This is a genomic window from Paenibacillus sp. W2I17 (assembly GCF_030815985.1).
Classification (GTDB): domain Bacteria; phylum Bacillota; class Bacilli; order Paenibacillales; family Paenibacillaceae; genus Paenibacillus.
The window spans coordinates 4,601,268-4,617,831 of the sequence record NZ_JAUSXM010000001.1; the positions used below are offsets into that span (position 1 = coordinate 4,601,268).

The 16,564-nt window shown below is 45.4% G+C and carries 13 protein-coding genes and 1 pseudogene; 7 read left to right on the top strand and 7 right to left on the bottom strand.

Going from position 1 to position 16,564, the window contains the following annotated elements; translation table 11 throughout:
- Positions 1-8: 8 nt before the first annotated feature.
- The 7 genes and pseudogenes from recF to QF041_RS20715 all read right to left on the bottom strand — a co-directional run bounded on the left by recF (position 9) and on the right by QF041_RS20715 (position 8,851).
- Positions 9-1,121 (bottom strand): DNA replication/repair protein RecF, encoded by a 1,113-nt coding sequence (gene recF, locus QF041_RS20685; RefSeq protein ID WP_017691406.1) that lies wholly within the window; start codon positions 1,119-1,121, stop codon positions 9-11.
- 57 nt (positions 1,122-1,178) lie between these two features.
- Entirely contained in the window at positions 1,179-1,394 is a 216-nt protein-coding gene (yaaA, locus tag QF041_RS20690) for a S4 domain-containing protein YaaA (protein ID WP_307415480.1), read from the bottom strand.
- Positions 1,395-1,410: 16 nt separating this feature from the next.
- Positions 1,411-2,553 carry a DNA polymerase III subunit beta gene (gene dnaN, locus QF041_RS20695; RefSeq protein ID WP_017691408.1) on the bottom strand — a complete coding sequence of 381 codons (1,143 nt, stop codon included), beginning with the start codon at positions 2,551-2,553 and terminating at the stop codon, positions 1,411-1,413.
- Between the two features lie 220 nt (positions 2,554-2,773).
- Positions 2,774-4,121 (bottom strand): annotated as a pseudogene (gene dnaA, locus QF041_RS20700) (chromosomal replication initiator protein DnaA).
- 870 nt (positions 4,122-4,991) lie between these two features.
- Positions 4,992-6,539 carry a gluconokinase gene (gntK, locus tag QF041_RS20705; RefSeq protein ID WP_307415481.1) on the bottom strand — a complete coding sequence of 516 codons (1,548 nt, stop codon included), beginning with the start codon at positions 6,537-6,539 and terminating at the stop codon, positions 4,992-4,994.
- Positions 6,540-6,604: 65 nt separating this feature from the next.
- Complete coding sequence (locus tag QF041_RS20710; RefSeq protein WP_215078310.1) at positions 6,605-7,966, bottom strand: GntT/GntP/DsdX family permease; 1,362 nt, start codon at positions 7,964-7,966, stop codon at positions 6,605-6,607.
- A gap of 210 nt (positions 7,967-8,176) precedes the next feature.
- A complete protein-coding gene (locus tag QF041_RS20715) occupies positions 8,177-8,851 on the bottom strand; it encodes a GntR family transcriptional regulator (RefSeq protein WP_307415482.1) in 675 nt (224 codons plus the stop codon).
- A 577-nt stretch (positions 8,852-9,428) separates the two neighbouring features.
- Between QF041_RS20715 and rpmH the strand changes: the two genes are divergently transcribed.
- The 7 genes from rpmH (at position 9,429) to rsmG (ending at position 16,343) form a co-directional block, all read left to right on the top strand.
- Complete coding sequence (gene rpmH / locus QF041_RS20720; RefSeq protein WP_017691413.1) at positions 9,429-9,563, top strand: 50S ribosomal protein L34; 135 nt, start codon at positions 9,429-9,431, stop codon at positions 9,561-9,563.
- Positions 9,564-9,918: 355 nt separating this feature from the next.
- Positions 9,919-10,269, top strand: a complete 351-nt coding sequence (gene rnpA / locus QF041_RS20725) for a ribonuclease P protein component (protein ID WP_036611981.1) — start codon at positions 9,919-9,921, stop codon at positions 10,267-10,269.
- Between the two features lie 75 nt (positions 10,270-10,344).
- Entirely contained in the window at positions 10,345-11,223 is an 879-nt protein-coding gene (locus QF041_RS20730; RefSeq protein WP_307415483.1) for a YidC/Oxa1 family membrane protein insertase, read from the top strand.
- A complete protein-coding gene (gene jag / locus QF041_RS20735; RefSeq protein ID WP_017691417.1) occupies positions 11,220-11,921 on the top strand; it encodes an RNA-binding cell elongation regulator Jag/EloR in 702 nt (233 codons plus the stop codon). The genes QF041_RS20730 and jag overlap by 4 nt, the downstream gene beginning before the upstream one ends.
- Before the next feature lie 211 nt (positions 11,922-12,132).
- Positions 12,133-13,509 carry a tRNA uridine-5-carboxymethylaminomethyl(34) synthesis GTPase MnmE gene (mnmE, locus tag QF041_RS20740; protein WP_124118699.1) on the top strand — a complete coding sequence of 459 codons (1,377 nt, stop codon included), beginning with the start codon at positions 12,133-12,135 and terminating at the stop codon, positions 13,507-13,509.
- Between the two features lie 222 nt (positions 13,510-13,731).
- Entirely contained in the window at positions 13,732-15,621 is a 1,890-nt protein-coding gene (gene mnmG / locus QF041_RS20745; protein WP_036611972.1) for a tRNA uridine-5-carboxymethylaminomethyl(34) synthesis enzyme MnmG, read from the top strand.
- Positions 15,621-16,343 carry a 16S rRNA (guanine(527)-N(7))-methyltransferase RsmG gene (rsmG, locus tag QF041_RS20750; RefSeq protein WP_307415484.1) on the top strand — a complete coding sequence of 241 codons (723 nt, stop codon included), beginning with the start codon at positions 15,621-15,623 and terminating at the stop codon, positions 16,341-16,343. Before mnmG ends, rsmG begins: the two co-directional genes overlap by 1 nt.
- Positions 16,344-16,564 lie beyond the last annotated feature (221 nt).

Consider the following 16,564-nt stretch of genomic DNA (forward strand, 5'->3'; position numbering starts at 1 on the left):
CTCACTCCTTAGCGTTCAACCTGTCCGGCATGAACGTGATAAATACTGGCATCTTTGAGCTTGTCAACGTTCAGGCTCTCGATCCCCGTAGCCGTAATAAAGGTTTGCACCTTGCTCTGGAACGTTTCGATCAGCTGCGTCTGGCGAAAAGGGTCCAGCTCGGACAGAACATCATCCAGCAACAGAACTGGATATTCTCCGATTTCTTCATGAATCAGTTCAATTTCCGCAAGTTTAAGGGACAACGCCGTTGTGCGCTGCTGCCCCTGCGAGCCATATGTTTGTACTTCCCGATCGTTAATGAAAAAGGACAGGTCATCCCGATGCGGCCCACTAAGGGTTGTGCCTCGGCGAATCTCCTGCTCTTTCATTTGTGATAATTTTATCATAAATTGGTCCATTAAGACAGCTTCATCTTCCTCAGCGGCTTCGCTGAAGGAAGGAAGGTAGGCCAGCCGCAAGACTTCTCCGCCTCCGGTGATCCCCTGATGAATCGTTTCTGCCCACTTTTGCAGTTTCTTTATGAATTGTTTCCTTTTTTTGACGATTTTAACACCATGCTCGACCAGTTGTTCGTTCCACACCTCAAGCATGGTCTGGGCCGATGCCCCTTTTCCCCATAACTGCTTAAGCAAATTATTTCGTTGGACGAGCACTTTTTGATATTGCTGCAGGTGATACAGGTAGCCAGGTGCAACCTGTCCAATCTCCATGTCAAGAAACCGGCGGCGGACCCCCGGTGTGCCTTTTACAATCTCCAGATCCTCCGGTGCAAACATCACAACATTGAGCGCTCCGACAAAATCACTTAACTTGCGCTGCTCCAAGCCGTTAATCTTTGCTTTTTTGCCTTGTTGCGACAAAGATAGTTCAAGCTTGACCGATCCGTACTTTTTGTCGACCTCTGCTGCAAGTCTGGCACGTTCCTCACCGAAACGAATCAGCTCCTTGTCACGAGATGTACGGTGGCTCTTGGTGAGTGCAAGTACAAAAATCGCCTCTGCAAGATTGGTCTTGCCTTGGGCATTTTGCCCGATCAACAAGTTTACGGGACCAAAAGAATCCAGTCTCAGATGTTCATAATTGCGGAAATTCTGCAGATCAATGCTGTTCACAAACACGCGGTAACCTCCCTTTTATCCCGTCCGTCAGGAGGCAGCAGGATCGAACTGGTCTTCTTATTCTGCAGCAACTTCGAATGTGCCTTCTCCGTCCACTTCAACGATATCCCCAGGGTATAACTTACGTCCCCGGCGTTCCTCAGGCTCTTTATTCACACGTACAAGTCCTTCCTGAAGCAGAGCTTTGGCCATACCTCCGGTTGGGATGCAATCAGCCAGTTTCAAAAATTGATCAAGCTTAATATATTCCGTACGAATCGTAACTTGTTTCACTGTGATCTTCCTTTCGTTAGTTGGTCGTCCGATATGGCAATATCACGTAAAGGCTGTGACTGTCATCCAGCGGTTTCAAGATAATTGGACTCATGACTCCAGTAAAAGCGATCATCAGCTGCTCACTTTCAACAACTTTCAGCACATCCAGCATGTATTTGGAGTTGAACGAGATTTTTAACGGATCTCCTGTAAACTCGGCAGGTTCGATTTCTTCTCTTACTTTACCTAGCTCGGAAGAGCTTGAAGAAATTTCAACGGATCCCGAATCCATCGTTTGCATACGCACGATGTTTGTTTTCTCTTCACGCGACAGCAAATAAGCCCGATCAATGGATTCACTTAATTTTTTTGTATCTAAAACAAGTTCTGTTTTGTATGACGTTGGAATAATTCTAGAAGTATCCGGATATGTTCCGTCCAAAATACGAGAGTAAAACAATACACGGTCGATTTTGAACAGGACCTGGTTATCTGCAACAACGATATCCACAAGGGTATTTTGATCCGGAACAATTTTGCTGAGCTCGTTCAGCGTTTTACCCGAAATGACCACGTTGTTGAAGCGGATACCCTCTGCATTATCCAGCATTGCTGATCGAGTAGCAAGACGGTGACGGTCTGTTGCCACAAATTTCAATTCGTTGTCACCCAAACTCCAGAGTACACCTGTCAGGATTGGAGTTGTCTCATGTGTGGAAATGGAGAAAACGGTTTGTTTGATCATATTTTTCAGCAAATCTCCTGGAATGGAGACCGTTTGGTTTTCTTCGATGCTTGGCAGTACCGGGAATTCTTCCGGATCAAGACCTACCAGTTGAATCTCGGTAGCACCTGCGGAGATAAAGGTGTTGAAGTTCTCTTTGACTTCCATGTGCACTTCCTGTGATGGCAGCTTCTTGATGATCTCCACAAAAAACTTGGCTGGTAAAACTACACTGCCGGGTTGATCTACCTGAACTACGCTTTTATCTCCATCTTCAAGCGGGATGAAGGATTGAATGGATATATCGGTGTCACTTGCTGTCAACGTTACACCTTGATGATTCACGTCGAATTTGATACCGCTCAGGATCGGAATCGTTGTACGGCTCGAAATCGCTTTGGATACTTGCTGTATGGAATCGTTTAAGTAGTTTTTCATTATGCTGATTTTCATGGTTTCACTCCTAGCTGATTTTTTGGGTGTTGGGGTGTTAAAAGGTGTTTTTCAAAGGCCGAAGGCTAAGCTCCGAAATGGCTATTTTGGAGATGATATCTTTAAGATCTTTTTAGTAATAATAGTAATAGGGGCACTGAATATGTGGATAAGTGGGTATAAACCCGTACACCCAAGCCTATCCACATGTGTATACGTTGTGCATAGGCTTGGGACTTGTTCAGGTTGGATTCTTAATTTTTTCGGTTAAGTTGTTGATAACTTTATAGAGATCCTGATCGTTTTTAATCGCTTGGGAGATTTTTTCGTGAGCATGTATGACAGTGGTGTGATCTCGTCCTCCGAATGCTTCCCCAATTTTGGGCAGAGAAAAGTCTGTCAGTTCACGAGAGAGATACATGGCAATCTGTCTTGGAAAAGCAACTGCCTTGGTCCGTTTCCGTGCTTTGAAATCTTCAAGCTTAAGGCTATAATACTCGCCGACCTTTTGTTGGATGTCATGAATAGTGATCATTTTGGGACGACTGGAAGGAATAATATCCTTCAGTGCTTCAGCTGCCAGATGAGTGGTTACATCTTGATTAGTCAGTGAAGAATAAGCAACGACCCGAATCAGGGCGCCCTCCAGTTCACGGATGTTGGTGTCAATCTGGTTGGCAATGTACATCATCGCTTCATTCGGAATATCCAAGTTTTCCGCACGTGCCTTTTTCCGCAAAATTGCAATCCTTGTCTCCAGATCTGGAGGCTGGATATCCGTGATTAACCCCCATTCAAAGCGAGAACGAAGCCGTTCTTCCAGTGTCGGAATTTCCTTCGGTGGTCTGTCGCTGGAGATGATAATCTGCTTCCGTTCCTCATGCAGCGCATTAAACGTATGGAAAAATTCCTCTTGTGTTGATTCTTTTCCCGCCAAGAACTGAATATCATCAATGAGCAAAATGTCGACGCTCCGGTATTTGTTACGGAAGCTCTCCCCGCGGTTGTCACGGATCGAGTTAATGAATTCGTTCGTGAATTTCTCAGACGACAAATAAACGACTTTGCTGCCCGGATCATGCTCCAGAACATAATGTCCGATCGCATGCATCAAGTGAGTTTTACCGAGACCTACCCCTCCATACAGAAAGAGAGGGATTGTAAGCTTTGGCGGGCGCTTCAGCGACCGCCAGCGATGCGGCATGGGCAAAACGGTTGCCCGGCCCGATGACAAATGTATCGAACGTATATTTCGGATTCAGCATGCTGAGTACCGCTTCTTCCTGTACAACTGTAGGCGTTGGTGCCGGCAGTTGCGGGTCCGGTTCAGCAGGCTTGTTCTCTTCGATGACAAATTTCACATCGACTTGCTTGCCAAGCAGCTCGTATACCGTCGAGCCAACCAATTTGGTGTAACGGCTCTCCAGCCATTCGACGGCAAACGTGGTTGGTGCGGAAATGACGATTGAACGGTCATTCAGCTTGGTGGCTTTGGTTGCTTTGAACCAGGTGTCAAAGCTGGGTTTGCTGAGTTTGTTTTGTATGATTGATAAAATTTGCTGCCATAAATCAGAAGTATGGCTGTCCACAGACTGTCACTCCTTTTACATGTTCCAAGTGTGGCTTAAGCCATGATGCAGTGTCGAAATACGAGATATATTGTTGAATTTATCCCCAAACCCCCGCAGGTCGAAAACAAAAAAAGTATGAACAACGGAAAATTGTTCACAACTTTATCCACAGGCTGTTGATAATATTATGGGTCAGATCACATATTCACATCCAAAAGTAATACAATCATAGCAAAAGAAACCCCGCATTTCAACGTATCGCGTGATTTTATCCACAAATTCAATAACTTGTGTATAATTTTTAGTCACAACACAATATATTGTTTATAAACTGTTTAATTTTCGACAGAATGACCCAAAAACCAAAAATGTTTTATACACAGGTTATCCGTCAAATGATGCCAAAATGTGTGTAAAAGTATTCTTCGTTTGTGAATAACCTGTCTGTGGATAACCGTGAAGTGAAAATGAAGCATGATTGAGATCGGAAAAAGAGTGACCTCTCACCCTCGTGTTTTTCTTGCCAATGGGCGATGGTGAAAGCCACCAATTCAGTGTCAGGGTAGGAGACGGAGAGGGGAGTAAACTCATGCCTTTAATTGAACAAGATCAGTGTTGTGTTTTCTGAGCAGATGGTAATTCTGTGATGGCAATGTATAAGAATAATGGACATAGATGACTTCATTTTGAGACATATGTAATGAGAATTACCAGGATCAAGAGGTAAGCTGATGCTCGAATATGGAGGTTGAAGTATATGATTGTATAATATGAATTCAAAGGATAGATTATGCGTGTATAGCAAAAGAGGGTGTCCCCTAAAACCGATTTTTGGTTTTAGGGGACACCCTCTTTTTTTGGTGCAGAGACGAAGTATGGATTGATGATTTAGAGACGGGGAAGGGACATCTTACGCTGGAATTCAGCGATATCTGCGTATTCCTCTTCCAGTTTGCGAGAGATCCGAATAAAGATGGGCAGCAGCTCTTGGTAGAGTACAGCATTCTCTTTGACAGGAGTATGCCGATGCGTTGTACCGACCATGGAAGAAACGGCATGAAGCGATTTGATCCGCCCTGTAGCGTACAAACCAAGCACGACGGCACCCAGACAGGAACTTTCGAAGCTCTCGGGTACAACCACTTCCTGATTGAAGATATCGGACATCATCTGGCGCCAGAGAGGAGAGCGCGCAAACCCACCTGTGGCTTGAATGGAGGTAGGTTGCCCAATCTGTTCTTCCATGGCGAGCAGTACCGTATATAGGTTGAAAATAACCCCTTCCAGGACAGCACGGATCATATGCTCTTTCTGGTGATGGAGTGTTAAGCCAAAAAAGGAACCACGGGCATCCGGATTCCACAAAGGGGCACGTTCGCCCGAAAGGTACGGATGAAACAGAAGTCCTTCCGATCCCGGTCGGACACGTTCGGCAATTTTGGTCAGCACATCATAGGAATTGATGCCAAGTCGCTTCGCTGTCTCCACTTCAGACGCGGCGAATTCATCCCGTACCCAACGAAATAACATGCCACCGTTATTCACAGGTCCACCAATGACCCAAAGATTCTCTGTGAGGGCATAACAGAAGGTTCGACCTTTGGGATCGGTAACTGGACGGTCCACGACAGTGCGAATGGCCCCGCTGGTTCCGATGGTTGCTGCGACAACACCAGGTTCAATGGCGTTCACGCCGAGATTGGATAAAACCCCATCACTTGCGCCGATAACAAAGGGCGTGGAGGGGGAGAGAGCCATTTTTTCAGCCGATTCGTGATTCATTCCTTCTAATATATGTGTTGTAGGTACAAGCTTCGACAGATGGTCGGGTGTAATGCCTGCAACCTCAAGGGCCTCTGCGTCCCAGTCCAGTTGTTCCAGATTGAGTAAGCCTGTGCAAGAAGCGATGGAATGGTCAACGACATATTGTCCGAATAGACGGAAGAACAGATATTCTTTAATCGAAATAAATTTGGCGGTGCGCTCAAAAAGTTCAGGTTCATCGTGGCGCAGCCACATTAATTTGGTCAGTGGTGACATGGGATGGATCGGTGTACCTGTGCGCAGGTAGATGGGATGGCCCAATCCATTCTCTTGCAGCTGGGCAGACCAGGCTGCACTTCGATTATCCGCCCAGGTGATGCAACGGGTTAAGGGTTTGTTATCCTGTCCCATGGCAATGACACTATGCATAGCCGAGCTGCAGGATACAAACAGGATCTGCTTGGCAGCAACACCACTCTGATCCATGACTCCTCGCACAGAGCGGAGGGCCGCTTGCACAATCTCTTCAGGGTCCTGCTCGGCAACATCGGGTGCAGGGGTGTACAAAGGATATTCCTGTGTAGAGGTACTGACGACAGAGCCTTGCTCGGTAAATAAGACGGATTTGGTACTGGTAGTACCAATATCGATCCCAATCATATAGTTGTTCATGTATTTAATCCTTCTTTCTCCAGAAAGCGATGAGATTTAATTTCTTTCTACTATATAGACTCCATTTATACGACTGTACTTAGGAGCAAAATAAATATCAGTCCGACCACGGATAATAGTGTTTCCATAACGGTCCACGTTTTCAATGTCTGGGAAACACTCATATTAAAGAATTCTTTGATCATCCAGAATCCTGCATCATTTACATGGGACAAGATGAGTGACCCTGCACCTGTGGCGAGTACAACCAGCTCAATATTGGCCCCTGGTGTGAGTGCAAGCACTGGAGCGACGATACCGGCGGCTGTTGTCATGGCTACGGTTGCTGAACCGGTAGCTACACGAATGAGCGCAGCGACAAGCCAGGCAAACAGGATCACGTTGATGTTGGCATGGGTAGCGACTTCAGCAATGGCGTTACCTACACCACTATTGATCAATACCTGTTTGAAGGCACCGCCTCCACCAATAATGAGAATGATGGTCGCCGTAGGCGCCAGACATTCACTGGTGAAGCGGGAAATATCGTGTTTGGTGAATCCACGTGCAAAGCCGAGTGAAAAGAGGGCAAATACAACTGAAATGAGCAAAGCAATGATCTCATGACCGATAAATTCACTGAAAACGGTGAAACCGCTCGTGGCATTTGGGTCAATGATGCTAGCTATGGAACCAATCAGCATTAAAATAACCGGCAGCAATATGGTAAACAGGGTAATACCAAACCCAGGCATGTTGCTGTTTGTTTTGGTTGCGAATTGTTCAGCCAGTTCTGCTGGCGGTTCGGTGTGTATTCTTTTACCAATAAATTTACCAAACAAAGGACCCGCAATAATCGCTGTAGGAATACCAACAATAAGGGAGTACAAAATGGTTTTACCCAGATCCGCGCTGAAGGCTTCAATCGCAATCATTGGCGCTGGATGTGGTGGAACCAAACCATGTACAGTCGACAGACCCGCCAAAATGGGAATACCAATCTGCAGCAAAGACATGTTGGTTTTACGTGCAACGGTAAAAATGATGGGGATCATCAAAATCACGCCAACTTCGAAGAAAACGGGAATACCAACGATAAATCCAACAATCATCATGGCCCAGTGCACACGTTTCACACCAAACCGATCGACCAATGTAGTTGCAATGCGCTCGGCACCGCCAGATTCGGCCATCATCTTACCAAGCATCGTACCGAGAGCAATAACAATTGCAATGGTTCCAAGTGTGCCGCCAAGTCCCCCGGTAATGGAAGAGATCACATCAGCAGGTTTCATGCCTGTAAGCAAACCGAGCATTAATGCGGACAACAACAGGGTGATAAAGGGATTCCATTTATACTTGGAGATCAAAACGATCAGAAAAACGATCGCAATTAACGTCCAAACCAATAATGTTGCGTTATGGGATAGTCCAAAAAGAGTGCTCATGATGTTGTGTGCTCCTTTATTTCTGATATAGAACGCTTACAAGTGAGATTATCGTCAACAATTAAATTTGTACCAGTACTGCAGAAGGTGTTGGCGAAAAATGTAGTTTTATCATGCCCAAATTTGAAAGAAAATCGCATTTTGTATACTTGTCGACAAGTTAAGCCGCAATCATTCACGACGGATATGATTGCAAACGCCTTGCACCGATTAGGAATCAAAGCTTTCGTGCAGGGTTTTTCCAGAATCTTGGAAATACGTGCGGACTCCAGTCTGAATGAGCACCTTGTCGCCTGATTCAAGTGCTTCAACGAGCAAACGGTGCTTCTCAATTACAGCGCTTACTTTCTGCTCGCCTTGAACAAATACTCTGCGCGTTGTGAGCAGCATAACGGTCATCACAACATATCGAATACTCTTCCATAGATGTGAAATACGGGAATGCTGAGCAGCTTCAATGATGGTCTCGTGGAAAACGAGATCCTGATAGGCGAATTCGACGGCGTCCTGATGCCGTCCAGCAAGTTGCATTTTGTCGATCACGTTACGCAACTGGGTGATTAATGATTCTGGGACATCACCAGCAAGTCGCTGCTGCACAAAACTTTCAATCAGGAAACGGACATCATACAATTCTTCGACATCCTTGATTCGTAGTCCAATGACAACGACACCCATACGTTCCAGTCGAATAAGTCCTTCATTGGACAATGTTCGTAACGCTTCACGGACAGGTGAACGACTGCTGTCAAAATCAGCCGCAATTCGATTTTCCGACAAAATCTCTCCAGGTCGAAGGGTACCGCTGATGATCCGCAGCCTTAATTCGCAGGCAATGGCTTCACCACGGGAAGCTCCTTGAAGCCAGGAAGAAGGAAATAACATATGGCTAACGCTCCTATTAATAAGTAATCAGTTCATTACTGATCATAGCATAACTATTTTGCGGACTGGACATTCAGTTCAATCCATAGTCTGTAGCTACAAGCTAACGGCTAATGTTTTTTTCAAAGGACTACTTGTATACAAGATGTGATTTTTATCCTACACCTTTCTCAAAAGCTTGTAAACCTTAATTGAAGCGGATACAACCTGATTAGAATATGACGATATTTATAGCCTATAATCATTATCCACATGTGAATAACTTTAAACAGGATGTAATGAAGGAGATAACAGGTATTGGAGGGTGTGGATAACTATAAACGCTGAAATAGGGTGATCTGATCAGGGTCTGGGGATAACTTTTTTGGACTCTCTTCGGGGCTTGGTAATAGTATTGAAGTGGACGAACTGTGGTCATTACTTTGGGTGGGATGAAGAGTGTATATAAAAGAGGGAGAAGCCTTGCGCCTTGCAGTTGACTTTTCCAGGTGATCATGGTTAAATATATAAAGGTGTTTTCTGTGAAGATGAAAGTGATTCATCACATAAGTATTTCCTTGTGAGGAGGTGCAATACATTGAGACCTACATTCAAACCGAACGTTAGCAAACGTAAAAAAGTTCATGGTTTCCGGAAAAGAATGAGCACGAGCAACGGCCGTAAAATTTTGGCCGCACGTCGCCTTAAAGGCCGTAAAAACCTGAGTGCTTAAGCATTGAAGACCACCGAGGTGGTCTTTTTTTTCTTAATTAGCTCAAATCAGACTGGATGCTGCTATAGATCAGGTCTGAATGGTCTGCGAAAAAGTGCTGAACACACACGATGTATGTTGAGTGAGTTTTCCATTTTTCGAAAACTTACCTTATATAATGATGAATCGTTGATAGGTTTAAATGGCCAATCAACATTCATCCCGGATGAATGCGGATCAGTTCAAGTAACTGGCCAACAATCATCCAAATGAAGTTGTCGCCAAGACGGTTTACCGTCATTCAAGAAAGCCTATACTAAATCAGTAATGAGGCCTCCGTCAATAACATTGGTGGAGAACAGCAAGGAGAAGCGCCGTGTATAAAAGACTGCGTCTACGAAACCGGGCGGACTTTAGCCGTGTATACCGGTATGGGAAATCGTTTGCCAATCATCAATTCGTGGTGTATGGTTGTCGCCGTAAAGATACGGAACAATTTCGGGTCGGCGTATCATGCAGCAAGAAAATCGGAAACGCTGTCGTACGCAACCGGATGAGACGCATGATCAAGGAAATTGTTCGCCATCATGAGCATGAGATCGTCACGCAGATGGATCTGATTTTTATCGTCAGAAAAGGTGCACTGGACATGCCCTATAAGGAAATGGAAAAAAGCCTGCTACATGCGATGCGAAAGGGCTCTCTTTTGAAGTCGAGCAAGCGGTAAGCTTCGGTTTATTTGTCCTCCTAATTATGGTATGATTTTACGATGGAATGGAATGGTTAAGAGAGGGGTTATGAAGTGTCGCGATTGAAGACATCAAAGGGGAAGTGGATTCTCCTCATTGCAGTCATTGCAATGGTCACTGTACTCGCCGGATGTACTCCACAAGGAGCCGGGGTTACTACGGAAGATCTGAAGAATAGTGGCTCATTCTGGCAAAGCAATGTTGTGTACTGGTTCTCACTGGCGCTGGATACATTCGCCAACTGGTTTAACGGTGAATATGGACTGGCCGTCCTCGTGATGGTGCTTATTGTACGGACATTGATTTTACCACTAACAATGAAACAAGTCCGTAGCTCCAAAGCTATGCAGGCCATTCAGCCGCAGCTGAAGGAGATTCAAGCCAAGTTTAAAGATACACCTGAGAAAGTTCAGCAAGAAACGATGAAGTTGTTCCAGGAGAACAAAGTTAATCCGATGGCCGGTTGTCTGCCACTTATCATTCAGATGCCGATTTACATCGCACTTTATAACTCAATTTACGGAAACTCCAGTCTGAGAACGCATGATTTCTTGTGGCTCCAGCTCGGATCACCCGATCACCTGTTTATTTTGCCAGTGCTGGCTGCCATCACCACATTCATTCAAACATGGATGATGATGCGTATGAACCCTGCACAGCAAGTGGGTCCGATGCAGTTTATGCTGTGGGTATACCCAATTTTGATCTTCGTGATGTCTTATCAGTTCCCGGCAGCACTTCCGCTGTACTGGTTCTACAGTAACATCTACACGATCGTGCAAAACTATTTCCTTTACCGGAATAATGATAAAATCGTGGCTGAGGTCAACGTGAAGCAGAATAGCTCTTCCAAAAATGGAGCTAAACGCAAAAACGGTGGCAAAGCGACCGTCTCTGGAAAAGGGTCGAAAGGGGCCAAAAAATCGAAATGACCAAAGTCATTACGTCAGGAAAGACCGTTGAAGATGCTGTAAACCAAGGATTGACCGAGCTTGGCGTAAGTCGGGACAAGGTCGAGATACAAGTGTTAGAGCAGCCGTCAAAAGGATTCCTGGGTTTGTTCGGGGTGAGGGCGGCCAAAGTTGAAGTGAAATTATTGCCTGTGCCGGAAGTTGTTCCACAGCCGATCAAGCCAGCTGCATACAAACCTGAAGTAGATGCATTACTCGAGGATGTTGCAGCTAAAAATCCCTATGAAGAAGCGGCTGCTTTCTTGAAAGAGGTCGCAGCAGGTATGGGACTGGATGTTGAAGTGCATATCAAAAAACAGCGGGATGGACATATCTTCAATATTGCCGGCGAAGATCTGGGCATGATTATTGGCAGACGTGGACAGACGCTGGATGCGCTCCAGTATCTAACGAACATTGTAGCGAACCGATATTCGGAAAGCTTCGTTCGAATTGTGCTCGACGCGGAGAATTTCCGTCAACGTCGGCGGAAGACGCTGGAGGATCTGGCTGAACGGTTGGCTGGACAAGCAATCCGTACCGGTAAGGAAGTTGTACTGGAACCAATGCCTCCGCTCGAACGAAAAGTCATCCATGCAAAACTGCAAAATCACCCGCAGATTAAAACGTTAAGTAAGGGCGAGGAGCCTAATCGGCGTGTGGTTATTACGACGAAATAACACGAAATTGAAGACGCAATGGCTTCCTGCCCGGTGCAGAAGCCATTGCTTTTTTCGTACAGAAGCAATTTGATAAGGTGCATAGCACAGGTAAACATTCAACTTAATACGATAAGCAGCATGTCATATGTTATATCATTAATAGATTTGAAAATGGATATGGCGTCCCCTGAGGGGCGGCAATTTTAAAATAGAGCAAGGAGAGATAACCATGATCAGTGATACGATCACAGCGATATCAACGGCTGTCGGAGAGGCGGGTATCGCCGTGATCCGGGTCAGCGGCCCGGATGCAGTGTCGGAGACGGAAAAGATTTTTCGCAGCAAAACCCCTTTAACTCAGGCAGCATCTCACACGGTTCATTATGGTCATATCATAGATCCCGTTAATGGGGAAAAGATTGAGGAAGTACTGGTTACTGTAATGCGGGCACCACGCTCGTTCACAACAGAAGATGTCGTGGAGATCAGTGCGCATGGCGGTGTAGTGTCTGTAAAACGGGTCATGGACCTGCTGTTACAGCTTGATATTCGCCTGGCTGAACCCGGTGAGTTCACGAAGCGTGCTTTCCTTAATGGGCGGATTGATCTGTCTCAGGCGGAAGGTGTCATGGATCTTATTCGTTCCAAATCGGACAGAGCTTTCTCGGTTGCATTGAAACAGGTTGAAGGCAAACTATCCTCCAAACTACGTGATCTACGATATACATTGGTGGAAACACTGGCTCATATTGAAGTGAATATCGATTATCCCGAACATGATGTGGAGTCGTTAACGTCTGATTTTATTAAAGAGAAGTCCAGTCAGGTTATGACTGAAATTGATAAATTGCTGACTACAGCAGAGCAAGGAAAGATCCTGCGAGAAGGTATTACGACGGCTATCGTTGGACGACCTAACGTAGGTAAATCCTCCTTGATGAATACACTTGCGCAAGACAATCGGGCCATCGTCACGGACATTCCAGGAACAACTCGCGATGTGATCGAGGAGTTCATTACGATCAATAATATCCCACTGAAGTTGCTGGATACGGCAGGAATCCGGGAAACAATGGACGTTGTAGAGAAGATCGGGGTAGAACGCTCTCGTTCTGCAGTAAGTGAAGCCGATCTGATCTTGATGGTTGTGAATGCTGCGGAGCCACTTCATCCCGATGAGATTGAATTATTGGAACAAATCCGCGGTAGACAATCGATAATCATTATGAATAAAATGGACTTAACGCCACAGGTAGAACGTGACGTGCTGCTTCGTTACATTCCGGAAGAACGGCTTGTACCGATGTCGGTGAAAGATGATCTGGGTGTGGATCGACTGGAAGATGCCATCTCTACGCTATTCTTCAGTGGTAAACTGGAGTCCGCAGATCTGACCTATGTCAGTAATGTGCGTCATATTGCTTTGCTCAAAAAAGCGAAGCAGTCCCTGGTGGATGCCTATGAAGCAGCAGAGCAGTTCATTCCGATCGATATGATACAGATTGATGTTCGTTTGGCGTGGGAGCATTTGGGCGAGATTGTTGGAGATACAGCACATGATGCATTAATTGATCAGATTTTCTCCCAGTTCTGTCTAGGAAAGTAAAAATAATATACTGCCGATTGAGTTAAATCGTAGTGTATGATGGAGAGGTACAATTTCTGCCTGTTGTCAAAGGATGGAATGATATTGTAGCCATTACGTGTTGGTTTCATATAGATAGGAATGCAAGTTCCGATGAACGGTTAGAAGTAGTTTCATTATTGTAGAACATGATCCGTCTGCGTGAGTTACACCAAATGCAGCGGAATAAGGAGGTAAACGGGAATGGCTTTTGATGGCGGCAGTTATGATGTAATCGTCGTTGGTGCAGGACATGCTGGTGTGGAATCCGCGCTGGCCGCAGCTCGTATGGGGTCCAAAACACTAATGATTACGATCAATCTGGACATGGTGGCCTTTATGCCTTGTAACCCATCTATTGGGGGACCGGCCAAAGGACATGTTGTGCGCGAGATTGATGCACTTGGTGGAGAAATGGGACGGAATATCGATAAAACCTTTATTCAGATGCGGATGCTTAACACGGGGAAAGGGCCTGCTGTTCACGCGCTTCGCGCTCAGGCAGATAAATTCTCCTACCAGCATAAAATGAAGGAAACGATGGAGAATGAACGTAATCTGACAATGCGTCAGGGTATGGTTGATTCACTGATCGTTGAAGACGGAAAATGTGTAGGCGTTGTGACTCAGACCGGAACAGAGTATCGGGCCAAAGCGGTCGTTCTGACAACAGGCACATACTTGCGCGGCAAAGTGATCATGGGTGAGTTGATGTATGAGAGTGGACCAAACAATCAACAACCCTCTCTTAAATTGTCAGAGAATCTGCGTGAACTGGGCTTTGATCTGGTTCGTTTCAAAACGGGTACACCACCACGTGTGCATAAGGATACGATTGATTTTAGCAAAACCGAAATTCAGCCTGGCGATGACAAGCCGAAGTTCTTTTCCTATGAAACAGAATCTTCCGATAATGAGCAGTTGCCTTGCTGGTTGACGTATACATCTGTGGATACACATCAGATTATTAATGATAATCTGCATCGTGCTCCGATGTTCTCGGGGCTTATTGAAGGAACCGGACCACGTTATTGCCCTTCCATTGAAGATAAAATTGTTCGTTTCAGCGACAAGCCGAAACATCAGATATTCCTTGAGCCGGAAGGCAAGAATACATCCGAGTATTACGTACAGGGGTTGTCTACGAGTATGCCAGAAGACGTTCAACTGGCTATGCTGCGTTCAATTCCAGGTATGGAAAAAGTGGAAATGATGCGTAATGGTTATGCGATTGAATACGATGCGATGGTGCCTACACAATTGTGGCCATCACTGGAAACTAAACGTCTACCAGGTCTGTTTACGGCGGGTCAGATTAATGGTACCTCCGGTTATGAAGAAGCAGCAGGACAAGGTGTTATGGCTGGAATCAACGCTGCACTCAAAGTACAGGGGAAAGAGCCGGTAATACTGGATCGTTCCCAAGGTTATATTGGCGTGCTGATTGATGATCTGGTGACAAAGGGTACAAATGAACCGTATCGTCTGTTGACTTCACGCGCTGAGTATCGTCTGTTGCTTCGCCATGATAATGCAGATATGCGTTTGACGGAAATCGGACATGACATTGGCCTGATCCCTGAAGAGCGTTATGCGAAATTCCTGGATAAAAAGGCGAAAGTCGAGCAGGAAGTTGCACGTCTGAAAGTGGCTAAAGCTCGCCCAGTTGAAGTGAACGCGAAACTGGAAGAGTACGGATCTACACCTATTCAAGATGGCAGTACGTTGCTTACCTTGCTGCGTCGCCCGGAGCTGGGGTATGAACTGATTGAACAGCTCTCACCATCTGAGGTAGAACTGACAGCAGATATGAAAGAACAAGTGGAAATACAAATTAAATATGCGGGTTATATTGAGAAACAATTGATCCACGTGGAACGTTTGCAAAAGATGGAGAAAAAGAAAATTCCGGACACGATCGTATATGATGAGATTCATGGTCTTGCTATGGAAGCCAAACAGAAGCTCGCTACGATTCGTCCAATCTCGATTGGTCAGGCTTCTCGTATTGCTGGAGTTACTCCTGCCGACATCTCCATTCTGCTGGTCTACCTGGAGCATTATAACCGTGTAACCGCAGCAAGGGGACAATAATGGACGATATTCAACAGCAACTGCAGCGGCGCTTAAAGAAACATGGATTAGAGCTGGGCGAACTCCAGTGGGAGCAATTCGAATTGTATTATCAGGAACTGGTATCCTGGAATGAAAAGATGAATCTGACTGGAATTACGGATCGGGAGCAAGTGTATACAAAACATTTCTATGATTCGGTATCGCTGGCTTTTTATACTGACATAACCAAAGTGAATAAGCTTGCTGACATTGGATCAGGAGCGGGTTTTCCGGGATTGCCACTGAAGATCTGTTTCCCGCATATTAAGCTTACGATCATTGATTCATTAAATAAACGTATTGGCTTTCTACAGCATGTGGTAGATATCCTTGGTCTGACTGATGTGGAATTGGTCCATGGACGTGCTGAAGAGATTGGACGCAAAGAAGGGTATCGTGACAGCTACGATCTCGTTACGGCGCGTGCAGTAGCCAAGCTGGCTGTGCTGAATGAATTCTGCCTTCCGTTTGTTCGTAAAAGTGGAATATTCGCTGCCATGAAGGGCGGAGACCCGCGTGAAGAAATGAAGGAAGCGGAGTTCAGCTTCAATCAGCTGAAAGGACGGGTTAAGGCCGTTCATCCTTTCCAGCTGCCGGTTGAAGAATCAGAGCGTCACATCATTCTGATTCAGAAATTTGATAAGACACCATATAAGTATCCGCGTAAACCAGGTACTCCAATGAAGACTCCGCTGATATAGTTGCGTGATGGTTTTGAAGTAAGTCAAAACAAAATAGAAATTTAGACATAGATAAAGAGGATGTTTCACGTGAAACATTCTCTTTTTTTGTTTTCTGAAATGTAGGACTGGATCAACATTACAGATACTTCGTATTGCATATCTCTTAAAGAACCTGCAATGATGAATTTTACGCACAGTAACTCATGAACAATTTCATTAATTGAATGTGTGCAAGTCGT

Excerpts from the sequence above, each read along its gene's own strand:
- rsmG (WP_307415484.1), top strand. The coding sequence starts at position 15,621 with ATGGACGATATTCAACAGCAACTGCAGCGGCGCTTAAAGAAACATGGA.
- dnaN (WP_017691408.1), bottom strand. The coding sequence starts at position 2,553 with ATGAAAATCAGCATAATGAAAAACTACTTAAACGATTCCATACAGCAA.
- mnmE (WP_124118699.1), top strand. The coding sequence starts at position 12,133 with ATGATCAGTGATACGATCACAGCGATATCAACGGCTGTCGGAGAGGCG.
- QF041_RS20715 (WP_307415482.1), bottom strand. The coding sequence starts at position 8,851 with ATGTTATTTCCTTCTTCCTGGCTTCAAGGAGCTTCCCGTGGTGAAGCC.
- QF041_RS20710 (WP_215078310.1), bottom strand. The coding sequence starts at position 7,966 with ATGAGCACTCTTTTTGGACTATCCCATAACGCAACATTATTGGTTTGG.
- mnmG (WP_036611972.1), top strand. The coding sequence starts at position 13,732 with ATGGCTTTTGATGGCGGCAGTTATGATGTAATCGTCGTTGGTGCAGGA.
- jag (WP_017691417.1), top strand. The coding sequence starts at position 11,220 with ATGACCAAAGTCATTACGTCAGGAAAGACCGTTGAAGATGCTGTAAAC.
- gntK (WP_307415481.1), bottom strand. The coding sequence starts at position 6,539 with ATGAACAACTATATGATTGGGATCGATATTGGTACTACCAGTACCAAA.